Origin of the sequence: uncultured Paraglaciecola sp. (assembly GCF_913058035.1) — a bacterium.
Classification (GTDB): Bacteria; Pseudomonadota; Gammaproteobacteria; order Enterobacterales; family Alteromonadaceae; genus Paraglaciecola.
On the sequence record NZ_CAJXPA010000075.1, the window covers coordinates 1 to 21,957 of the forward strand.

General features: G+C 37.7%; 21 protein-coding genes and 1 pseudogene. 7 read left to right on the forward strand and 15 right to left on the reverse strand.

From position 1 onward, the window contains the following. Positions 1-97: 97 nt before the first annotated feature. On the reverse strand, positions 98-856 hold the full coding sequence (gene miaE / locus QZ562_RS11325) for a tRNA isopentenyl-2-thiomethyl-A-37 hydroxylase MiaE (protein WP_293759972.1): 759 nt from the start codon (positions 854-856) through the stop codon (positions 98-100). An 87-nt stretch (positions 857-943) separates the two neighbouring features. Between miaE and QZ562_RS11330 the strand changes: the two are divergent. Both QZ562_RS11330 and QZ562_RS11335 read left to right on the forward strand, forming a co-directional pair. Then, positions 944-1,462 (forward strand): annotated as a pseudogene (locus tag QZ562_RS11330) (DDE-type integrase/transposase/recombinase); the annotation flags it as partial. A gap of 467 nt (positions 1,463-1,929) precedes the next feature. Further along, positions 1,930-2,517, forward strand: a complete 588-nt coding sequence (locus tag QZ562_RS11335) for a prepilin-type N-terminal cleavage/methylation domain-containing protein (protein WP_293759973.1) — start codon at positions 1,930-1,932, stop codon at positions 2,515-2,517. A gap of 2,017 nt (positions 2,518-4,534) precedes the next feature. Here QZ562_RS11335 and QZ562_RS11340 read toward each other — a convergent pair. From QZ562_RS11340 to QZ562_RS11350, 3 genes are all read right to left on the reverse strand, one after another. Continuing rightward, on the reverse strand, positions 4,535-5,353 hold the full coding sequence (locus QZ562_RS11340) for a cache domain-containing protein (RefSeq protein WP_293759976.1): 819 nt from the start codon (positions 5,351-5,353) through the stop codon (positions 4,535-4,537). A gap of 104 nt (positions 5,354-5,457) precedes the next feature. Then, on the reverse strand, positions 5,458-6,135 hold the full coding sequence (locus tag QZ562_RS11345; protein ID WP_293759978.1) for a hypothetical protein: 678 nt from the start codon (positions 6,133-6,135) through the stop codon (positions 5,458-5,460). Positions 6,136-6,350: 215 nt separating this feature from the next. Continuing rightward, positions 6,351-6,851 carry a lactoylglutathione lyase family protein gene (locus tag QZ562_RS11350; RefSeq protein WP_293759980.1) on the reverse strand — a complete coding sequence of 167 codons (501 nt, stop codon included), beginning with the start codon at positions 6,849-6,851 and terminating at the stop codon, positions 6,351-6,353. Between the two features lie 109 nt (positions 6,852-6,960). Between QZ562_RS11350 and QZ562_RS11355 the strand changes: the two genes are divergently transcribed. The 3 genes from QZ562_RS11355 (at position 6,961) to ubiG (ending at position 9,096) form a co-directional block, all read left to right on the forward strand. Continuing rightward, positions 6,961-7,833, forward strand: coding sequence for a LysR family transcriptional regulator (locus QZ562_RS11355; protein ID WP_293759982.1), 873 nt, complete (start codon positions 6,961-6,963; stop codon positions 7,831-7,833). A gap of 104 nt (positions 7,834-7,937) precedes the next feature. Further along, positions 7,938-8,357 (forward strand): DUF3429 domain-containing protein, encoded by a 420-nt coding sequence (locus QZ562_RS11360; protein ID WP_293759984.1) that lies wholly within the window; start codon positions 7,938-7,940, stop codon positions 8,355-8,357. A gap of 1 nt (position 8,358) precedes the next feature. Then, the gene (gene ubiG, locus QZ562_RS11365; RefSeq protein ID WP_293759986.1) at positions 8,359-9,096 is read left to right on the forward strand and encodes a bifunctional 2-polyprenyl-6-hydroxyphenol methylase/3-demethylubiquinol 3-O-methyltransferase UbiG; all 738 of its coding nucleotides are present in this window, start codon (positions 8,359-8,361) and stop codon (positions 9,094-9,096) included. A 99-nt stretch (positions 9,097-9,195) separates the two neighbouring features. Here the strand turns inward: ubiG and QZ562_RS11370 are convergent, their stop codons facing one another. After that, positions 9,196-9,627 (reverse strand): thioesterase family protein, encoded by a 432-nt coding sequence (locus tag QZ562_RS11370; protein WP_293759988.1) that lies wholly within the window; start codon positions 9,625-9,627, stop codon positions 9,196-9,198. 220 nt (positions 9,628-9,847) lie between these two features. Here QZ562_RS11370 and QZ562_RS11375 point away from each other — a divergent pair, with 220 nt between their 5' ends. After that, positions 9,848-10,447 carry a Yip1 family protein gene (locus QZ562_RS11375; RefSeq protein ID WP_293759990.1) on the forward strand — a complete coding sequence of 200 codons (600 nt, stop codon included), beginning with the start codon at positions 9,848-9,850 and terminating at the stop codon, positions 10,445-10,447. An 85-nt stretch (positions 10,448-10,532) separates the two neighbouring features. Here QZ562_RS11375 and purF read toward each other — a convergent pair whose 3' ends face one another. From purF to QZ562_RS11425, 10 genes are all read right to left on the reverse strand, one after another. Further along, entirely contained in the window at positions 10,533-12,050 is a 1,518-nt protein-coding gene (gene purF / locus QZ562_RS11380; RefSeq protein ID WP_293759992.1) for an amidophosphoribosyltransferase, read from the reverse strand. 13 nt (positions 12,051-12,063) lie between these two features. Beyond that, entirely contained in the window at positions 12,064-12,552 is a 489-nt protein-coding gene (locus tag QZ562_RS11385) for a CvpA family protein (RefSeq protein WP_293759994.1), read from the reverse strand. Positions 12,553-12,727: 175 nt separating this feature from the next. Next, positions 12,728-13,366 carry an SPOR domain-containing protein gene (locus QZ562_RS11390; protein WP_293759996.1) on the reverse strand — a complete coding sequence of 213 codons (639 nt, stop codon included), beginning with the start codon at positions 13,364-13,366 and terminating at the stop codon, positions 12,728-12,730. A gap of 4 nt (positions 13,367-13,370) precedes the next feature. Next, positions 13,371-14,660 carry a bifunctional tetrahydrofolate synthase/dihydrofolate synthase gene (gene folC / locus QZ562_RS11395; RefSeq protein WP_293759998.1) on the reverse strand — a complete coding sequence of 430 codons (1,290 nt, stop codon included), beginning with the start codon at positions 14,658-14,660 and terminating at the stop codon, positions 13,371-13,373. Positions 14,661-14,663: 3 nt separating this feature from the next. After that, positions 14,664-15,512, reverse strand: coding sequence for an acetyl-CoA carboxylase, carboxyltransferase subunit beta (gene accD / locus QZ562_RS11400; RefSeq protein ID WP_293760000.1), 849 nt, complete (start codon positions 15,510-15,512; stop codon positions 14,664-14,666). 148 nt (positions 15,513-15,660) lie between these two features. Beyond that, positions 15,661-16,446, reverse strand: a complete 786-nt coding sequence (gene truA, locus QZ562_RS11405; RefSeq protein ID WP_293760002.1) for a tRNA pseudouridine(38-40) synthase TruA — start codon at positions 16,444-16,446, stop codon at positions 15,661-15,663. Positions 16,447-16,561: 115 nt separating this feature from the next. Further along, positions 16,562-17,908 (reverse strand): sigma 54-interacting transcriptional regulator, encoded by a 1,347-nt coding sequence (locus QZ562_RS11410; protein ID WP_293760004.1) that lies wholly within the window; start codon positions 17,906-17,908, stop codon positions 16,562-16,564. Further along, positions 17,905-18,474, reverse strand: coding sequence for a hypothetical protein (locus tag QZ562_RS11415; RefSeq protein ID WP_293760006.1), 570 nt, complete (start codon positions 18,472-18,474; stop codon positions 17,905-17,907). The genes QZ562_RS11410 and QZ562_RS11415 overlap by 4 nt, the downstream gene beginning before the upstream one ends. After that, positions 18,471-19,889 carry a HAMP domain-containing sensor histidine kinase gene (locus QZ562_RS11420; protein WP_293760008.1) on the reverse strand — a complete coding sequence of 473 codons (1,419 nt, stop codon included), beginning with the start codon at positions 19,887-19,889 and terminating at the stop codon, positions 18,471-18,473. The genes QZ562_RS11415 and QZ562_RS11420 overlap by 4 nt, the downstream gene beginning before the upstream one ends. Before the next feature lie 920 nt (positions 19,890-20,809). Continuing rightward, complete coding sequence (locus tag QZ562_RS11425) at positions 20,810-21,253, reverse strand: TerB family tellurite resistance protein (RefSeq protein ID WP_293760010.1); 444 nt, start codon at positions 21,251-21,253, stop codon at positions 20,810-20,812. A gap of 179 nt (positions 21,254-21,432) precedes the next feature. Here QZ562_RS11425 and QZ562_RS11430 point away from each other — a divergent pair. Continuing rightward, positions 21,433-21,957: flavin reductase family protein (locus QZ562_RS11430; protein WP_293760012.1), on the forward strand; the 525-nt coding region annotated here is incomplete at its 3' end.

The window sequence follows — 21,957 nt, forward strand, 5'->3', positions numbered from 1 at the left end:
GTCTATCCCTGAGTTACAGACAAGAGCTCCTATCCTAGTAATAGACAACATAACATTACGGACAAAAATTAGAGTAACCGTTAACAATAAAAAATGGTTAAACAGATGGTAAGCCACTATGAAAGCGAAATTCACTATCTTGCATTTGAATTAGCTTGGCTTCTTTTTCGCCAAAAAAGATAATCCTTTCGTCAATGTTAGTTGTACTGACTTTTCTTGCTAAAGTTAAATAATCTTGAAAATGCCTTGCTTCGCTGCGCAGCAATGAGCTATAAAATGTCCCTAGTTCAGCATCTAAACATGGGGCTAATTTAGCAAAACGTTCACAAGAACGGGCTTCAATATAAGCACCACAAATGAGTGTATCGCTGAGTTTAGCCGGTTCATGAGTGCGCACATGTTTCATAAGTCCTCTGGCATAACCAGATGCTGAAATATTATCGTGAGTCACTCCCCTACTCTGCATAATTTCCCAAACTTGCTGAAAATGATGTAACTCTTCTTTTATTAACAACACCATTTTATCAATTAAGTCATCGCCATGTTCAAAGTCAGATTTACTGATCAGTTTTTTTGACAAGCTGATGTAATTGCTAAAATCACCATTACCAATTTTACGGTAAACAAAATCTTCATAAGGTTTTAACCATTCAAGTAACGCATCACTACTTTGACGATCTACTGCATACCGACGTAAAAGTAACATAGCTGTTTGCGCAGCCTTTAACTCACAATTAGCGTGGTCCCGAAGTAAATTTGGGAGGTTATCGGGTTCAATAGCCTCATCAATCCAACTTTGTGGAGTTTCACATTGTAAGAATTTTTTGATCGGAGCTAATAATTTTTCGGTAGACAATTTTGGAACTTCTTCGTTTTGGTGACTTTACAGTTAAGATATTTTACCATACAAATAATATATTTCTCGGCGTTATTCTTCTCAAAAAATACAAAGCTGTCTAAAAAACTGAATGAGGAAGGCTCTAACACCAGCCGATATTCAATCCGAAAGCTGATGAGAAAATTGAAGTTGAAGGTGGAACAACGACTCGCTTTCAAAGTCACCACAAAACGCAAATACAGCGCTAAAGTAGCAGATAACTTGTTAAACCAGAACTTCAATTCGTTGGCACCCAATGAGTTTTGGGCTGGCGTCATCACTTATTTAAAGATAACTCAAGGTTGGATGTATCTGGCAATAATGATGGATTTATACTCACGCCGAATTGTGGGTTGGCACTTAAAAAATCGTATGACGACGGTCTCTATAATTAAGACTGTTATCAAGGCTGTAAATTTGACACAGCTCAAACAGGGGTTTGTGTTCCACAATAATTGGGGCCCCCAATTTACCAAGCAACGCTTTGGTATACTGCTAAGGGGCTTAGGTATACGCGCCTCGATGGGTGTTGTGAGGGCATGCTGGGATAATGCTGTGGTAGAACGTTTATTTGACAGTTTGAAATAATCGTTCAGCTCACTTTGTTATTTAAACGCCTTACGGAAATTTCGTCGCATTGTGATGACTCAACTATCTGCTTGGTTGTTACACAGCTTGACATTACTTTTACCACAAACATTCTTATGGCTCAGTTTATTTAAGGAAGCATTAACGGTAAATTCAGTAAATTCAATATTCAGGCGGTTTAAGATTGTAATAATAGGTTCATCCTTAAAATGATACCTGAAAGGCTTCGTAACCAACTCTTTGGAGCGAATTATGATCATTTAATAATTACAAATTAGGTATTTATACCAATGTAAATATTCTTTTTTTGGTCCTTAATATGAGTACACTATTTTATAAGTCATTAGAACTTACACGCAATAATAGAATGACTGCAAACCAACAGGTCATAACATGAATGCAAATCTAAACGTTGTTGAGTTCCACTAAATATTTTTAGTGGTCTTCCATTTTGGAGAGTAAAAATGATTAATTCAAAGAGCCTTATTCATCTCTCAGTTACTGACAAAACTCCTATTATTAAACAGCAAATAGGTTTTACTCTTATCGAATTAGTTATAGTCATTACATTGCTGGGAATTTTGTCCGCTGTAGCAGTTCCTCGCTTTATAGATTTAAGTGAAGAAGCTCACAGATCTGCTGTCAGTGGAACTGCAGGATCTTTTGCTATTGGTCTCATGCTGATCAGGTCTGATGCAGTGATGCAAAATATATTGCCACACACATCTATGTTAATTAATGGAAGAAATGTTGTTGTTAATCAGGATCTAAAGCCATACGACGTCACTGCTGGTGAAGTTACAACCACTTCGGAAAAAAATGGTTCTAGTGCAGGATGTCTTGAGCTGTGGGATGTCCTTATGGAAGATGGAGCACCCACAGTAGAAGCCTATGTAGATGCCTTTACAGACTATACTGCAGATTACACTTCATCTTGGGTAACCGATACAGATGCAACAATTGGTGGGTGCACATATACTTATCAAAAAGAACCTAACCGCACTATATTTTGGAGCAAGCAGGTCAGCAAATTAACTATCAATAACGCATAATTAAATTTACAAAGAATGCGGATATATTGTGCTTATTAAAAATCTGTTGTGAATTTACGATTTTCTAAAATATCGACTTAGTCGACCTACCTTAAAAATGACATCAATATTCCAAGGTTATTTGCGTTATTGAACATTCGTGGAAAATGGAGTCTTTGCACATAAGCTAATTAAGAAGCAGCTAAAAACAACTTTAATTACCATTTCAATGCCATGCTCATGGCAACGTTCACGAAAACAATTAATAGAAACATCAAATAGACAATGCTAGAAGTTGTTTTCACGTCGGCCATTATAGCTAAAATATTATCCATAATTGCTTCACATTCACAGATTCATGAGTGCACAGGCGTAAAATAATCATTATTGTCAATTCTCAATTTTTTTGCTTTCTGTTACATTTTTGGTGAATCATTATCTAATCTAAAACAGAACGTTGATGTGAATAAAATTTAAGGCAAAGTCTTTCTAATCTGGCTTTTTTTAAAAATTTACATTGACCACTATTGCTTAGCTTTGATTGGTTTATGAAACGCATATTAGGCAAAAAAGTGATGTCATTAAAAAATAAACAATGGACTCAACATTAAATAATGAAGCCCATCATTTGAAAAAGAATGTAAACAATTATCTATGTTTTAGTCTGGTTACAAAAAGCATTGAAGTAAACTAGAAAACATTAAAACTGTCGATTGCTCAGACACAAATAATGTCGGCGATGATGATTGATCCGAAATGATCCCATTACTTATGTCAACGTCATAACCTAATCCATTAATTGAGCCTGCCCATGAATCTGTGGAGAGGCAATTGGTAGATGACGTTGAACCTATGCCAACGGCCATTTTTGCAACTAACCTCTGAGGTAGCACCGGCAATGGCTCCTGTTACAAAATTAGTGCCTACAAAAGAAGTACCATCACCTAAACTTAACGAGCCACCTAAACTTAACGAGCCACCTAAATTTCATAGGACACTTGCACCAGCGCCAGCGTTGATTATTTCGAATTGAGTACCGGCACCAACGACATTGCAGCATCAAGATTAAAAACCCAAATGGGGTTTTCTTCACCCTTTCCATCAAACTGAATTAATGAATCGGCTGCTATCGTCACAGCACTTCCTTTCCATACTCCTGACTCAAAAGTATTACTTCCATAACGACATCCAAATTAAAATCATTTTTGAGGCTTAATAAGGATCCTTGAGCATTAGCTAATTGTTTTAAAGCATCATCGATGTCAAACGTTAACTCATATAAACCAATAATAGGAGCGGTAACAGTAAAAGCCGTTTTACTGTTTGCACCATCCCCAGTGATAACAGACGCGGCATAAACGTCTTGAGAAGTCGAAAGTGCTCCAAGAGTGATTGCTGCAGCTGAATATATCCTATCAGCCTTACCACTAGCACCTAATGTAACGACGGCAGCAGCATAGACGTTTTTAACAGTTGCGTTGGCCGCGATGCTGACGGCAGTACCCGCATATATGTTTCCAGATTTTCCTCCGTCACCAGTATTAACAGCACCCTTATCGGAATATAAGTTAGCGGTATCTGTGCGAGCACCAATACCGATAACCGCTAATGCACCAAGCTCATTCGTTACCAGTGAGTCCGCTTAAATATTAAGTGCCGCAGCAGCTACAGCAGAATAATCGACCAAATCAGACCCAAGCAATATGCCTACTTAAGACACAACTGAATTAAATAATAAGGTACTTCCTAAAACGAAAATTGATAAATGATTGTCTATGGAACTCGTAACTATTTTAATAGTAGAGTACTTGTAACACACTGGAAACCTCTTTAGAGCGGCGTAACCTCTTTAGCGGTAATGACCCTATTTGAATGTTTTGATAGACAATTTATGGAATCTGAACTGCGTTACCATTAATTGCTAATACGAACTTTATGAAAAAGAAGTTTTTTTAACTTATAAACAAACCAAATCCAGAAAAACAATCAAATAAAAGTGTTTTAATGCATACATTTTTATACTGACATCAGCGAATATTTACCGTCTTAAATTTACAACAACATACCAATTCATACTCGGAATATAGCTAACACCCAACAACTCATCTGCTGCTTCATTGAGGTCAATAAACCCAAAGTGGTTTGGTTGTAATAATTTATCAACAGTTTCTTTTGAAAACATATCTTGAAGGCTTTTAGTCCCTGCGATAGCAGAATCTGCGTGTACTTGAACTTTACCTGAACTATCGACCAAATAAATATCACCGTATTTAGCAAATAAAGAATTTTTCAACATATCCAAAACACCGTCAAATGAAGTGGCTATTCCAGACAATCCATTACCGGCAATTTGTTGATAATTAACATACACATCAACACGGTTTTTATTTTTATCGTGATACACACTGATAAGATCTGATTGAGCGCTTTTTAGATAAGCAAAATACCACATGTCGATTTCAGGCTGTAATACTCTTAAAAACCCTTCGTGATTCCAATATTTGTGGGTGTTTTTATCAGCAAACGAAGCACTAGTGAGGCCGTACTCTTCGACTAAAAAGCCAAGTTTATCAACCAATATTGATTCTTGATTACGTGTAAAACCTCTATCTACCCAATCATGAATATGACTATCATTAGCAAGATTTTTTGCAATTAATTTCATATTTGAAATGCGGGCATCAATATTTTGGCTGAGGTTTATCAGTGATAAATTAAATTGTTGCTCCAGTAATCTATCTTCAACATCTTTAGCCTGTATCCATAGATAGAAGGTTAACGTCAATAGACAAACGATAACGAGTGAACCAAGAAAAGTTGGTTTGTTTATAAGTTTGGTCAAAGAGCGTTTAAACATTGATGAAGAGGTCTCACTATTCAATTTTACTACAATTAATTACCATTTAAGGATAATATCTTAAACATTGATTGTTTTTATTACTTCATTAGACATCAGAAAAACTAGGGCTTGCGAGCTAAAAATATAGTATGCCGACTACCCTTTCCGGGACGAGCGCGCACAATGCGTGTATCAGCTTTAAATCCGGCTTTTTTGAGGCGTCCTATAAACAGATTATCGGGACCTGCAGACCATACTGCTAACATACCCTTTGGACGCAAAGTTTTGTATATATCATCTAAGCCCTTTGCTGAATAAATACTGTTGTTACCTTTTTGAGTTAGCCCTTCAGGGCCATTATCTACGTCCAATAAAATAGCATCGAATGTGGGTTTTTTAGTACTCAGTAGTTCCCTCACATCGCCAACATGTAATTTTGTTCGGGGATCTTGAAGTGGATTTTTCGCACAATTACCCAGTGGTCCTTGATTCCACACCACCACTTCGGGGATAAGCTCTGCCACTGTTACTTGAGAGTTTGAAGTGACTGCTTTTAATGCTGCAGCCAAGGTATACCCCATACCTAAACCACCTACTAACACTTGTGCATTGTCCGTAGAATTAAGATAAGCACAGCCCAGCTCCGCAAGCACTTTTTCCGAGTTGTACAAACGACTATTCATCAGTTCGCCACGTATACCCGATAAACGAATAGAAAATTCATCTGCTCTTTGAGAAAATTTTAATTCGCCTCCATTATTAGGAATTTGCGCGGTTCCGAGCTGGGTCCATGGGATCATAATACTGCCTAGTGGATATATTCATAAGTAGAACTTTAGCTACACACCTTAGCATAATTGATAATATAACCTTTAAACATTGGCTATAAGACAATAAAAAGACTTAAATTTAACGCTTTGATATCAAAACTTGTGAGGCTCTGTCTTCTATTTTTAGCAAATTGAATAAACGAGTTGTTGCCAACTCAAGGTTGGCAACATTCAACATTAGCTGTTTAGTATGCACCATCAGCATACGTTAACTCGTAGCTATGACTATAAATTTCCAAAATGTTACCAAAAGGGTCTTCCATATAAATCATGCGATAAGGTTTTTTTCCTGGGTAGTAATAACGCGGTTCCTTCATACGCTTTTTACCACCAGCAGCGACTATTTTATCAGCTAGGCCCTCTACATCCGGATCTTGAACACAAAAATGGAATATGCCTGTTTTCCAATATTCGAAATTATTCTCAGGGTTTACTTGACCCTTAAATTCAAATAATTCGACACCAATCCGATCCCCTGTTGACATATGTGCGATACGAAAATGCTCCCAGCCTGCACCAAAAACATCGGTGCACATTACGCCAATAGATGAATCGTCTTCGGTTATTTCAGTGGGTTTCAGAATAATATACCACCCCAGCACTTCGGTATAAAATGTTACCGCCGCTTCTAAATCAGGTACTGAAATACCGATATGGGAAAATGTACGTGGATACTGTTTATTCATTTTTTTTCTCCTGATAATTGATTTAGCCTATTAATTACTCTAGAAAGTATACATTTCACTATTAAGTACTTAAAATTATCATTCGTCATATCGATAAGTATTTTTTGTAATGATAAATCATATTTTTTTGAGAACGTTCTGTACTCTTGTCAATGTCGGGCATTTCACCAAAACAGCTGAAAAACTATTTATGACGCAGTCAGGAGTAAGCCAACATATTAAAAAGTTAGAAAAACAGTTTGATAACCCATTATTAATTAGAGAAGGAAAGACATTTTCATTAACCGCAGCTGGTCATCAATTACACCAAAAAGGCCTTGAACTTTTACGCGCTGCGGATGAGTTGGAAGCGCTGATTAAGCAGGACGATGCGTATATTGGCCGGGTCAAAATTGCCTCGCCTGGTAGCGTTGGTTTAAAGCTCTATTCTCCCTTGTTAGACTTACAACAACATCACCCAGAGTTAGTGATTGACTATCGATTTTCACCAAATAAAAGCATACAACGTGAATTAGCAGATCGAACTTTAGATATAGCTTTGATTACAGAATTAACTAATGACAGCAGCTTACTGAGCGAAAAAGTCGCTGAAGAGCCTCTTGTCTTAGTGACCTCTAATAAAGTTAAGTTAGTGAATTGGAAAACGTTGTTAGATCTAGGGTTTATTTCACATCCGGATGCTGAACATCACGGCAGACAACTATTGAGTGCGAATTTCAATGCTTTTGAACATGTAGAACAATTTCGCTGTAAAGGTTTTTCAAACCAAATTAGTTTGATATTAGATCCTGTCAGTAGAGGATTCGGATTTTCAGTTCTTCCATTGTTTGCAGCCAAAGCATATTTACCTCAAAATTCGATAAAAATACACTCACTGAAAATGTCAGTGAGTGAAAACCTCTATTTATGTGTGAATCGACATTCAATAATGTCTAATAGAATAAAGTACATTAAATCAGTGATTACCGATTATTTACGTTAATATTATTGTATTCGACACGTTTGATCCTTTTGACTGTTGGGGCATTAAGCAACGTTGATAATATTTATTCATAATCATTTATTTTCACAAGGTTTTGTTCTCACATGATGCCACTTTCCATAAAGATATTAGGTTATGCAGGTTTGGTTCCTTTCATTACCTTAGCTGTTTTATCTAGCGTACTGACTGACAATAGCGTTGTAGTCGATTCTCTTGCCCTTTATGCTTTTGGTATTTTCACATTTTTATGCGGTGCTTGGTGGCCAACAGCCGATATGCATGACGCCAAATTCTGGCGAATTATATTGAGTAATATTCTATTTTTAATAGCGTTTTTTACATTTTTACTGTTACCTGAGCAATGGTTAGCTATCGGTGCAGGTCTGTTCATACTTATTTGGGCAATTGAACACTTTGGTTCGTTGATTCCTCAAACCCCTCATACCTACGGTCTATTGCGAATGGTATTAACAATAATCGCCAGCCTAAGTATGATGACAACTTATTTATTTGGAGCAGGATAAAGTGGCAAACCTACAATCGGTTAATATCGATCCTAAAGAGGTCGCATATTATGAAAAACTAGCGGGGACTTGGTGGGATTTAGAAGGCCCCTTTTGGCCATTACACAAACTTAATGCATTAAGGATTGAGTGGATCTTGGAGCAGCTTAGGGCACAAAATCACAAACATCATCCATTAGCTGAATTGAAAGTGTTGGACATAGGCTGTGGCGGGGGCATATTAAGTGAGTCCTTAGCAAAACAAGGAGCAATGGTTACGGCAATAGATGTGGTCGAAAAAAATATTGGAATAGCGCAATCACATGCCAAACAGAACGGAATTGAAATTGATTACCAATTAATTAGTGTTGAACAAATGGTTGAAACCAAACAACAATTTGACATAGTGTTTAATATGGAAGTGGTAGAACACGTGCCAAATGTGAATAGCTTCGTTCGTGCCTGTAATGCCTTAGTAAAACCAAATGGTTCGCATTTTATTGCCTCTATCAATCGTAATTGGTTAGCTTACTTGATTGCTATTTTTGGTGCGGAATACGTTACTAGGTTGTTGCCCATAGGGACGCATCATTATAGTAAACTAGTAAAGCCAGCTGAGTTATTTTCTTTATTGGATGCTGACGACTTTGTGTTAACTGCCACTACTGGTGTAGCAGTTAACCCCATCAAACGCAGTATGAAGTTAATCAAACCTACTTGGGTAAATTATATGTTGGTGGCACAAAAAACTGCAAGATAAAAGTGATATGAGGTCATTGGCTGCTTAAATTGTAAACATTACTCTCGGCTAATAGTGATGTATTGCTGGGAAGCTGATTCAATTAGAGTAAAGCTTATTTTATTCAGATACTTTTGCTGAGAGCATAACTTCACGCATAGTTTTTTTTATAGGTGTTGGTTGGTGAGAGTGTCGGTCAACAAAAACATGAGTCAAGCATCCAACTGCCGACGCTAACGGCTCATTATCCTTGAAAATACCTACTGCATAATCCACCGAACTATTGCCAATTCTATCAACACGTAATGCACCTATTAACTTTTGAGGATACGATAATGGGCTGATATAACGACAGCTAGATTTGACGATAAATCCTATCTGCTCACTTTCTTGGGGAACAAAACCAGCTTGCTCAATTAAAAATTGATTGATGACAGTATCAAAATATGAGTAATAATGAACATTATTCACATGCCCAAACATATCGTTATCCATCCACCTTGTGGTGATTGGAAAATAAAACACAAAATCATTTTTTAATTGACCATCCATTACTTACAAAGACCTATTTTATCTATTTGACTAATGAAATTTATTTAAACATAGAACTGACAAATCAAGCTAATTATTGATGATAATCAATAAGCATTAACTGGTAAACATAAAAAGGTTGACGGTTGAGGTCGACTCACAGACAATAAATGTTAATAGCATGTTTATTTTTAATCAATAAATCGTGTCAAAATTTCAACAACATAAGAGACCAGGCTGTATGATTTTAAATCACCTATGGGGACTATATATAAATCCAAAAGAAGAATGGCATTCAATTGACAAACGTCATGAAAGCTATTTTTACAGCTTTAGTCATATTGCCATTATTTCATTAATACCTGTTTTGATGGGTTATTATTCTGCAGCACATCTTGGCTGGAGTATAGGTGTAGGCGACATTATAAAGTTGACTCACAATAGCGCTATGTTGATGAGCATTGGTATGTATTTTGGTTTAATGACAGGTGTGATGGCTCTTGCCGTTTTGATACATGAACTAGCCAAAGCATTCGATGCAACCCCAACCTATACTCAAGCATTAGAACTCGCAGCTTATACTGCCACACCTTTGTTCATGGTAGGGTTTGCCGCTTTTTATCCTGTGTTATGGTTTGTTATGCTGATTGGTTTAGTAGGTTTAGGCTATTCAGTTTATTTACTCTACGCAGGGACACCCATTTTAATGCATATTCCAGAAGGTAAAGGCTTTATTTATGCAAGTTCAGTTGTTACCTGTGGTTTAGTGCTACTTGCAATACTCATGGCCACATCGGTTATTCTTTGGAGTATGGGCATGGGCCCCGTATATGTAGGCTAGGACAACTTGAATGTAGTCCATAGAAAAGCCACGAATCATTCAATATTCGTGGCTTTTTAAGAACCTGTTTAACTTTTAGCGTGAATTAATCCTGACTCATGTTGTGCATTTCTAAATTACTTAATTCTGCCTGAACACCTTCATTTTTTGTTCCTTCATTACGCATGTTGTCTATGCGCTGCAGATACGCATTGTCGACATCACCAGTGATGTATTTACCGTCAAATACTGATGTTTCAAAGCGTTTAATGTCAGGATTTAATTCTCGCACTGCATCAATCAAATCAGTGAGGTCTTGAAAAATCAATCCGTCGGCTCGTATCAAGTCGCTTATCTGTTCAATCTCGCGTCCATAAGCAATCAACTCATTAGCTGAAGGCATATCGATTCCGTAGACGTTAGGGAAACGAATTTCAGGAGCAGCAGAAGCAAAGTATACTTTTTTAGCACCAGACTCGCGGGCCATTTCGATAATTTGTTCTGAGGTTGTCCCTCTCACAATAGAGTCATCGACCAACAGCACACTTTTATCTTTAAACTCTGAAGGAATGGCGTTCAGTTTACGGCGTACCGACTTTCGACGCATCGTTTGTCCTGGCATAATAAATGTACGGCCAATGTAACGATTCTTAACGAACCCTTGACGATAAGGTTTGTCTAATTCAATGGCAATTTGAAGAGCAACATCAGTTGACGTTTCTGGGATAGGGATAACGACATCAATATCTAAATGCTCCCATTCCTTAGCTATTTTTTGCCCCAGTTTACGTCCCATGTTAACCCGTGAGGCATATACAGAAATACCATCGATAAATGAATCTGGACGGGCAAAATAAACGAATTCAAAAATACAAGGAGCACTAATGGGTTGATGAGCACATTGTTGAGTATGCAATACACCTGACTCAGTTACATATATAGCTTCGCCAGGGGCTACGTCACGAATGAAGGTAAATCCAACCGCATCAAGTGCCACACTTTCAGAAGCCACCATATATTCATCACCAAACACAGTTTTGCGTTTACCTAATGATAACGGACGAATGCCAAATGGATCCCTAAATGCGAGCATTCCATTGCCAATAATGACAGCGACAACCGCGTAAGCACCCCGAATTTTATCATGAACCTTTGAAACAGCTTTAAATACTTCTTCAGGTGTTAAGTGTAAACCCTCACAACTTTGTAATTCATGTGCAATGATATTTAACAACAACTCTGAATCTGAAGTAGTGTTGATGTGCCTTCTGGCAACCTTCGCTACTTCATCTTTTAACTCGTGTGCGTTAGTAAGGTTACCGTTGTGAGCGAAAGCAATACCGTATGGAGAGTTAACGTAAAAAGGCTGTGCTTCTGCCGAACTTGAACTACCAGCAGTAGGATAGCGTACGTGGCCAATACCAAATTGCCCAGTGAGCCTTTTCATATGACGCGTATGAAACACATCTTTAACCAAGCCATTGTCTTTCCTTAGGTGAATCACTCCATCATCTACAGTGACAATACCAGCTGCATCTTGGCCTCTGTGCTGGAGCACGGTCAAGGCATCGTACAAAGCTTGATTGACCGGGCTTTTACCCACTATTCCGACAATACCACACATGTTATTTACCTTTTTAAACGGGCTTTATAAAACTTGAGTTATTTTGCAAATATTCAAAAAACCACTCAATGACTAAACTAAATTCTGAGATAAGTAATGAAGTCTCCCACCAAAGTGATGCAGACAAAGGAGTAAACGTATCTATAAAAAACAACAACGCACTAACAATCAACACGCCACGCAATGCACCAAACACTAAACCTAGTGCGCGATCTGTACCTGTGAGCCCTGTAAAATCGACCAATTGGGAAATCAAATAATTTACCAATCCTCCTATCACTAGAGTGGATACAAACAATATGGCAATAGCCACACCATTGCGGATCATCAAATCATCAAATTTGGTTAAGTAAGTGGCAAGGTCTGCATAGAATTGGCTAGCAATAAAAAAAGCGCTGAACCAAATGGCCAAAGAAATAGCTTCTTTTATAAAGCCCCTTATTAAACTAATAACGGCTGAAAGTAAAATCACACCCAGTATGGAGTAGTCAATCCAATTCATAAGATTCGTTTTACCGCTTATATGACATGATAGTTAATTGGCTCAGCCTTTTAACATCAGATAGTTGAAATCGGGCGCATTCTATCAAAAGGCCTAGGGAAAATCCTGATAAATTTCGAACAATTTAAAATAGCCATTGGCAATGGATAACAAAGAATAAGCGTTTAAAAAATAATTATTGAACAGTGAAAGGTGTCACCCTTCCCTGTAAATTAGTTATCTCTTTAAGGTGAGAAAGCGCATTTTCTAAATTGCTTTTTTGTAAATCGGGCCCAACAAACACTTTTGTTAAAATCCCTGAATTCGTTTTTACTGGCCGACTAAAAGCACGATAACCAGCTTTTTCTAATACCTCAAACAACTCCTGCACATTCTTTTGGTGGCGAAAGCTGCCCAATTGCACTACCCAGCCTGCACTAGCCAATAATCTATCTGAATCTTGTTCAACCACTGTTTGTTGTTCTAAACTGCTTGTCTTTGGCATCACAGATTCTTTTGCTTGATATTCATCCTGAACTCGAACGTCTGCAGTTCGGCTATCTAATTTATCTTCAGGTGACAAACTTGATGTTTGATTATCATCAGTAGCCAGCTCAGAGATGATTTCGACCTTGCGAGTCGCGGCTTCTTTTACTTTGCCTGTATCAAAGGTTTCAGGGGACTTAACTTCTTTCATAGCTGGCTTTTGTGGCAACTCGACAAATAATTTTACTTCTGATTCTTGTTTACCATCCAATAAGTCAGGCAAAAAAATCACAGCAATAGCGACAACTATAGCCGTTCCTACCAAGCGGTTTTGTAATGCGGATGACACTTTACTACACCTTTTCCTGAGGGGTTAACAACCCTATTTTCAATACATCGGTAACAGTATAAAAAGAGCCAAAAACAATCACTAGATCATCTTGTTTGGCTTTTTCTAAAGCATATTTATACGCGATTTCGACTGAGTCATATTCTAACACTTTTTGCTGTGAGCTTAATACAGCAGAAACCAACGTACTTGACTTTGCGCCCCTAGGAATATCTAAACTAGCGCAATACCAGATGCTTACAACTGACAACATTGGAGCAAGTGTTGCAATAATATCTTTATCTGCCAACATCGCCACAACAGCAATAACTCGTTTATATTTCATATTTTTAATATCAAAAGCGAGCAAATTAGTAGCATGTGGATTATGTGCTACATCCAACATTACTGTAGGTTTGTTTTGAAGGACCTGTCGTCTGCCGGGCAAACTAGTTTGCTTAAATGCCTGCGACATTTTTTTATAATCTAATTGCAACTCCAAGATTTCAATTACTTGCAATGCTGTTGATGCATTTTGGGCAGGAATATTAGGGATAGGTAAAAACTCATAGCAACTTTTTACTCCTTGCCAATGAAACCCTTTATCATCTATTTGAAAGTGAAAATCACTTCCTTGCCACACAGGTTTAACCTGATAATCTAAAGAAGCATTAATCAATGTCGTGGGAGGTTGTGGCTCACCAATAACGGCTGGAATATTAGCTCTAAAAATACCCGCTTTTTCAAGGGCGATAAGCTCTTTGGTATCACCGAGCCAATCTTGATGATCTAAATCAATGCTGGTTATTACGGCTATAGAGGGCGCCACGACGTTGACCGAATCCAAACGCCCACCTAAGCCAACTTCTAACAACAGATACTTGACATCAAAGTCTACCATTAGCTGTAATGCCGCTAATGTGCCAAATTCGAAATAAGTTAATGGAGTATCACCACGTGCTTGTTCTACCTTCAAAAACGCTTGGCAGTGCTCTTCCTCGGTCAGCATGAGCCCCGATATTCTTACTCGTTCACGATAATCTAACAGGTGAGGTGAACTAAATACCGCAACTGAACAATTTGCAATTAATAGAGCCTGTTCGATTAAGGCACAAGTAGTGCCTTTACCATTTGTACCGGCAACTGTGATAACAATTCGCTTTTCAAGATCAAGCTGTAAGTTACGAAAAACCTCAGCCACACGTTCTAGCCCTAATTCAATGCTACTAGGGTGGACTTGCTCAAGATAAGTTAGCCATTGGTCAAGAGACCAATCCTCTTTATCAGAGGCATGAGATGTAGGGATCTGAGACATTATTTAATGATGTTGATGATGTAGTTTTGTCAATAAACTAAATAACTTATCACGCATTTCACGACGATCAACAATAATATCTATAGCGCCTTTTTCTAACAAAAATTCACTGCGTTGAAATCCTGCTGGCAACGTTTCCCGCACAGTTTGTTCTATAACTCTAGGGCCTGCGAAACCAATCAAGGCTTTTGGCTCTGCTATATTCACATCACCCAGCATAGCTAAACTTGCAGATACACCACCCATAGTAGGATCAGTCAAAACGGATATATACGGTAACCCTTTTTCACTCAATTTTGCTAATGCTGCGCTAGTTTTTGCCATCTGCATAAGAGACAGCAGCGCTTCTTGCATACGTGCCCCACCGCTAGTTGAAAAACAAATTAATGGCATATTATGTTCTAAACAGGCATCCACTGCTTTGACAAATCTCGCGCCAACTACTGAAGCCATCGACCCGCCCATAAAAGCAAACTCAAAAGCGGCCACTACAACAGGCATACCGCTTAATTTTCCCTGCATGACCACTAAAGCATCTTTCTCGTTAGTGGCTTTTTGTGCGCTACTTAATCTATCTTTGTATTTTTTAGAGTCTTTAAATTTGAGTAAATCTTGAGGCTCTAAGTCTGCACCCAACTCTACTCTGTCGCCTTGGTCTAAGAAGTGATTGATACGCGCACGGGCTGTAATACGCATGTGATGGTCACACTTGGGGCAGACACCTAACTGTTTCTCTAACTCTGTTTTGTAAAGAACAGCGTCGCATTCAGTACATTTAGTCCAAATTCCCTCTGGGACATTGCTTTTAGTCAACGACTTTGTGCGTGGTAGTATTTTTTCAATCCAACTCATATCAAATCCTGTTATGTAATTTGTTAAATTTAACAAATTGACAATATTCAACGGTTTATGTTGTGCCCGTTTAGCCCTGCAGGCCGAAAGAAACCCTATTAAATCACATCAAGCATACATCACAAAAACAAAACTGGTCTAAGAAGTATCAATCAGGTAAAAATAATGGTCCTAATGGAATAACGGGTAAATTAAATGTCTCAGGGTAGGTAACATGAACTAAGTACAAACCATTAGGCTTGGCAGTCGATGCTGCTTTAGTCCTATCTCTCCCTTCTAACAAGGTTTTCATCCAAACTATGGGTTTTTCCATTTTACCAATCGTCAATAGAGAACCTGTAATATTTCGCACCATATGAAGCAAAAATGCGTTCGCTGTTACATCAATTATAATATAATTACCAAACCGGCTCACATTTATATGACTCATATTACGTACCGGAGTGTTTGCCTGACAGCCCACAGCTCTAAACGCACTAAAATCATGCTGACCCAACAAATATTGAGCCGCTTGATGCATCAACTCATGATCCAACTCATTATGAATATGTGTTACACCTTTAGGCAATATACTGTTGCGCAGACGATGATTATATATGACATATCGATAACGTCGGGCAGTAGCTGAAAAACGAGCATGAAACTCGTCATCCGTATTTTTAACCCATTTGATTGCAATCGAGTCAGGCAAGAATCGGTTCAGGCCAATGGTCCATGCACGATCAGGACGCTGGATGGTCGTATCAAAATGTACTACTTGACAAGTAGCATGAACCCCTGCGTCAGTTCGACCTGCACAGACTGCTTTGATTGGTTCGTTGGCTATCTTTGTTAACGCTTGTTCAACGTGCTGTTGCACACTAGCCACAGTTTGTTGGCGCTGCCAACCATGATAAGGTGCACCGTTATATTCAATGCCTAGAGCTAATCGCATCAATCCACTTTTCTTATTCAAAAAATTCGCGATATTGTAAGGAACTTACACTTAAATAACAGAGGTTTTTAGTTATAACCAAGAAATGAGTCAATTTGAATATCAATTCATTTCTTTAGCCACCTTTAAAATCAACTGAATGCAAATCATGTTTTTTCATCAGCTTGTGCATATCTGTGCGATTTCTACCAGCTAATTCCGCCGCTCTTGTCACGTTACCATCAGTCATTTTAAGCAACTTTAATAAATAATTATGCTCAAATGCATCTCTTGCTTCGGTCAATGTAGGCCATTTTTGCTCAGAAGAAGACAAAGCTTGTTCAACTAAGTGAGAGGTGATCACCGATGTTTGGGTTAAGGCAACACATTGCTCTACTACATTGACAAGTTGCCTAACGTTACCAGGCCACAAACACGTAACTAATAATTGCATTGCATCATCAGAAAATCGATTAACCTTAACCTGATGGCGTTTTGCGCTACTTTTTAACAGATGTCGAGCCAGCAATGGAATATCTTCAGAGCGTTCTCTTAGAGTGGGTAACGTAATGTTCACCACATTGAGCCTGTAATATAAATCTTCTCTAAAGTTACTTTCCTGCATTTCTTTATTGAGGTTTTTATGGGTCGCTGAGATAATTCTTACATCAATTGGGATCTGTTTACTGCTTCCTACTGGGCGGATTGTTTGTTCCTGCAGTGCTCTGAGTAACTTAACCTGAAGTGGGATCGGCATATCGCCAATTTCATCTAAAAATAACGTCCCTCCGTCTGCTTCCCTAAAGAGTCCTTTATGTTCATTGATTGCACCTGTAAAAGAGCCTTTTGCATGGCCAAAAAGTTCAGACTCAAGTAAATTTTCAGGTAACGCACCACAGTTAATTGCTACGAAAGCCTTATCAGCTCTTTTACTGGCTTTATGTATAGCACTGGCCAAAAGCTCTTTTCCTGTGCCACTGGCTCCACTTATTAATACACTAACGTCGCGTTTTGCAACGCGATAAGCTTGATCAAGTAATTGCTCCATTTGCATCGAACGTGTAATGATTTTTTCGCACCACTGTCCTACTTGTGCGCCTTGACTTTGACTCACCGCTTTTTCCATCAAGCTGCGTAATTCAACATGATCTATGGGTTTAGTCAAAAATCCAAACACACCTCTTTGTGTCGCTTCCACAGCATCTTGAATAGTTCCGTGGGCAGTCATCAAAATAACAGGCACATCTTTTCCAAGCCCCATAATCTCTTCAAAAAGGCTTAAACCGTCTAACCCAGGCATACGTAAATCACTCAAAACAACATCAAAATTTTGTGTATTGATCAATCTTAGTGCTTCTTTACCACCGCCAGCACATTGAACATTGTAACCCTCCCCTTTTAGTCTGATAGCCATTAATCGCAATAAACTTTCGTCATCATCAACCAACAGCACATGTGGATCTACTACATTCGACTGACTCATTTTTTATCCTCTTCAATACCTTGTATGATTGATGCCTCAATATTAAGCAACTGGTCAATCTGACTTTTTTGTTTATTTAACAGTATTTGTTGTTCTTCAATATGTAATGTTTGATACGTGCTAATTTCATTCTGCGTCACTAAAGCGGACTCCATTTCAAGTAAATCCTGACTTGGATGATATAGTGCAACGACAATAAAACGACGCATCTGCTGACTTAACTTAGGTAAAAGAGACTCAACCCAAGCTTGTGCACGCAAGCGGTCTTGAAATGGTGTGCCTTTACCTTGGCTAAGTAGTACTTTTTTTAACACATCAGCATCTTGTTCAGACAATGTATTTATTTGTTTTTTTCGAACAGGCCAGGAAATATCTTCAATCTCGTACCAGAACCTTAACCAATATTCAATTTTGCATTCGTTCGCCTCTAAATAATTTTCCCATATACAAAGAGGTCGATTTTTGAGGTCTTGAGAAGTTGTTTGTGACGTTCTTAAAGACTGCACTAGCTCGCAACTAGTAAGCAAAATTAAACTGCTAAACACTATAAATAATTTTGACTTCATATGTTCGCTTCTTTATTTGGTATCTGCACACGAATACACACCTCTGCATAATCCACCTCAACCATTTCTACTTTGCCAGACATCATTCTGGCACAATCAGCAACAATAGATAATCCGAGCCCTGAACCTATCACTCTGTCATTTCGCGTGCCCTCTCCACGACTAAAAGGTTGAAATAAAGCATGACGTTGCTCTTTAGCAATTCTATGACCATGATTTGCAAAATCAAGTATTTGCATATTATCTCGAAGATATAGTCTGATATAAATGGGATTACCTTTATTGCCATGAGCAATAGCATTTGACAATAAATTGTCTAAAATTCTTCTAAATAACTTATGGTCAGCGAAGACTGTAGCTAAATCAATTTTTATATCTAATTGATTATCGTGTTGGTTAATTGCCAAACTATTTTCAGTCACAAGCTCTTCAAAAAAATAATGAGTATCAATTTTTGAAAACACAGGTTTAGCTTGTTGAAGTAACAGATTATAGTCGAGCAACTGCATAATAAGTAAGTTCAGCCTATCTGTACTAATATTCAATAGCGATAATACTTCATGCTGTTCAGGGTTTAATGAACCCACTACCTGCTCAGTCAGTAATGAACAGCCTTCTTTGATGCTGGCTAAGGGTGTTTTAAGCTCATGGGATGCATGACGTAATAAAGCATGTCGTAAATTTTCAGATTGAATTAAGCGGCCTGCTAATATATGTAATTTTTGCTCTAAAATAATAAGTTCCTTTGGTCCAGAAGTAGAAATGGTCGGTAAGGAATCTTCCTGTCTCGAGATGGCAGTAATGACTCGTTCAAGTTTAGACACTGGTGTTAAGATGGCTTTTGAACCAAGAACAATTAATAAAAATGAAATGCCTAACAAACATGCAGTCAACCAAAATTGGGTTTGCTGCACTGAACTAACATGGATTTGTTGTGCTCGGATCCTTTGATCAAGACTGTTGTCTACTTGCGCGGCTAAATCATGCAAATTTTGTTTAAATTCGGCTAGTTGCGCGTCCAACAACAATGGATCTTCAACTCCTAAATATTGGTTAATCCACTCGACACGTTCCGACAAACTTTGACAGTTTTGTTTTTCTAAAAGCTGATTACAAACAGGTGTTTGGAATATAGTAAATCGCTGGGTTGATTTTCCAATTAGGGGTTTTAATGCATCTTTTTTTACAATATGGTACTGGCGTACTAATCGCTCAATATCAACTGATAAACCTTCCATTTTACTCACACGTCTGACTGTGTTGACAGCGTATTCAGCCTCACTGGTAGCAATTTGAGCAATTTCACTTAGCTTGATTTGACTGAAGCCTACCAATAATACTAGCGGCACAAGAACCACAACAAAACTGACAAGTGTTAATTGCCGAAGTGAGCCAAGTTGCATGGCAATTGCCATTAATTTTCTCAATTTACTGTGCCGCTAACGTAATGAAAAAAGATCGGACAAGTCGATCTTTTCTAAATTTATTTAATTTGTATTCTTCAAATTTTAATTGTGTCGATTGCTTCAATGATTGAGACCTTTGTTTTGATCAGCTCAAATGAGTCGATTTTCCCATTACCGTCCGTATCTATTTTGCCAAGTAAAACCAATAAAATAGGGTTTCAACTGATCCTTTAATAGTAATTTGACTGTTTTACTCAAATCAAGTTTTCTATTAATCAAACTCTGATCATATTGATATAGATATCAATATGATCAGAGTTACAAACAGATGTGCAGTTACAACAATAAATAAAAATGGAGCAATGTAATCAGTTTTTTATGCTGTTACCTCCCTAAGTAACAAATTTGATAACACTCTTTTGATAACACTCTTTTGATAACACTCTTTTGATAACACTCTAAGAACACTCTAAGAAAAATCAAATCTAATGGAAAGAAGGCTTATTATCCATAAATGATACAAAACTCAATTTGCATCAAGGTTACTAGCACTTTTATTTGCAACGCCATCACAGCCAATAGCTAAGTAAGAAATAGACTAACATCCTTAAACGTACTCGCTTTTATGCTAATTACCTGAGAAACCAGTCAGTTTAAGTGTGCTCACTATTAATGCTAATCATTGCTTTTAGAGGCCCTACACGGTTTGTGCCAATAATACATTTACCATACATATCAATAAATTAAGAAAAAGATTTAAATCTATAAAATTAACTGAACGATACTAATTATTTAAGTGTCTTAAATTTAAGACACTTATGCAAGTTTATCAGATTATCTTCATCAAATTACAGGGTTGGAAAGTCTTTTATTTGAGACACTAAAAGCAATAGCATCTCATTATAAAGTAGATAACAAATTGACGAGAGTTAAACAGGCTTAATTGACAACTTACTTTGAATAAATTGGCTGTGTGGTATGTAGAGTAAATCAGCTATTTTTCTGATGGTGTAATCTTCATCTGGACTAAGTTCGTGATCGGCATAAGCAACTGACCATAAGGAATCCAGTAAAGTTCTTTTTTCCTTAGCATCATAAATATCATTTATGACCCGTGTGAATTGTTGATAATCTGCAGCATCGTCTGCTTCTGATTGGCTTAATCGACATAGGTCTTCAAGCTCAGAATCACTCAAAGAAAAGTGTTTAACGAGTTGTTTACGATAACTGTCTTGCTCTAACTGTTCAAGATTATGATCGGCACGCATAACCTCGTATAACAGAACAGCTGTCGCCAATTCGATTGTATGTTCGCTATGGCTGTTATCGATTTCTAAATGATTTTTAAACCACTCTTGAATACTAGTTATCATGATATTTTTTTAGGGATTGTATCTAACAACTCCTATTCCTTTGTTTTGTGTAAGCTTTACAAATATTACGCTTAATAGTCATCACCCATAGAATTTATGGGTGAGTAATTTATACTTAATTAAGCATAATTTGTCTCAAACAGAAACCTCTCACCTTTAAACTCTCAGCAGGAGAATTTGTGCCAGATAATGCCCATTTTTATCAACCCAAAGACGGCCATCAATTAAAACATGACCCATTTAATTCAATTATTGCCCCGCGGCCAATTGGTTGGATATCCAGTAAAAGTCACAATGGCCAAGTCAACTTAGCCCCCTATAGCTTTTTCAATGCATTTAATTATCATCCTCCTATCATTGGATTTTCTAGTATTGGCTATAAAGATAGTGTGAAAAATGCAGCCGATACTGGGCAATTTTGTTGGAGTCTTGTTACACGTTCCCTTGCGGAATCGATGAATAAAACTAGCGCCGCTGTCAGTTGTGATGTTGACGAGTTCGACATTGCTAACCTTGCCAAAGGTCAATCAAAAGTCATTGATGTGCCTCACGTAGCACAGAGCCCTGTGGTGATGGAATGTAAAACATCGCAAGTGATTCAATTACAATCTTCCAGCGGTGAAGATTGTCAAAGTTGGTTAGTCTTAGGAGAAGTCGTAGGGGTGCATATTTCTCACATGGCACTAAAAGAAGGTGTATACGAT

Coding starts and splice junctions, on each gene's coding strand:
- QZ562_RS11375 (WP_293759990.1), top strand. CDS start 9,848: ATGATTTTAAATCACCTATGGGGACTATATATAAATCCAAAAGAAGAA.
- purF (WP_293759992.1), bottom strand. CDS start 12,050: ATGTGTGGTATTGTCGGAATAGTGGGTAAAAGCCCGGTCAATCAAGCT.
- truA (WP_293760002.1), bottom strand. CDS start 16,446: ATGCGATTAGCTCTAGGCATTGAATATAACGGTGCACCTTATCATGGT.
- QZ562_RS11370 (WP_293759988.1), bottom strand. CDS start 9,627: ATGGATGGTCAATTAAAAAATGATTTTGTGTTTTATTTTCCAATCACC.
- QZ562_RS11420 (WP_293760008.1), bottom strand. CDS start 19,889: ATGGCAATTGCCATGCAACTTGGCTCACTTCGGCAATTAACACTTGTC.
- QZ562_RS11415 (WP_293760006.1), bottom strand. CDS start 18,474: ATGAAGTCAAAATTATTTATAGTGTTTAGCAGTTTAATTTTGCTTACT.
- QZ562_RS11385 (WP_293759994.1), bottom strand. CDS start 12,552: ATGAATTGGATTGACTACTCCATACTGGGTGTGATTTTACTTTCAGCC.
- QZ562_RS11355 (WP_293759982.1), top strand. CDS start 6,961: ATGATAAATCATATTTTTTTGAGAACGTTCTGTACTCTTGTCAATGTC.
- folC (WP_293759998.1), bottom strand. CDS start 14,660: ATGTCTCAGATCCCTACATCTCATGCCTCTGATAAAGAGGATTGGTCT.
- QZ562_RS11410 (WP_293760004.1), bottom strand. CDS start 17,908: ATGAGTCAGTCGAATGTAGTAGATCCACATGTGCTGTTGGTTGATGAT.
- accD (WP_293760000.1), bottom strand. CDS start 15,512: ATGAGTTGGATTGAAAAAATACTACCACGCACAAAGTCGTTGACTAAA.
- QZ562_RS11425 (WP_293760010.1), bottom strand. CDS start 21,253: ATGATAACTAGTATTCAAGAGTGGTTTAAAAATCATTTAGAAATCGAT.
- QZ562_RS11345 (WP_293759978.1), bottom strand. CDS start 6,135: ATGATCCCATGGACCCAGCTCGGAACCGCGCAAATTCCTAATAATGGA.
- QZ562_RS11340 (WP_293759976.1), bottom strand. CDS start 5,353: ATGTTTAAACGCTCTTTGACCAAACTTATAAACAAACCAACTTTTCTT.
- QZ562_RS11335 (WP_293759973.1), top strand. CDS start 1,930: ATGATTAATTCAAAGAGCCTTATTCATCTCTCAGTTACTGACAAAACT.
- QZ562_RS11350 (WP_293759980.1), bottom strand. CDS start 6,851: ATGAATAAACAGTATCCACGTACATTTTCCCATATCGGTATTTCAGTA.
- QZ562_RS11360 (WP_293759984.1), top strand. CDS start 7,938: ATGATGCCACTTTCCATAAAGATATTAGGTTATGCAGGTTTGGTTCCT.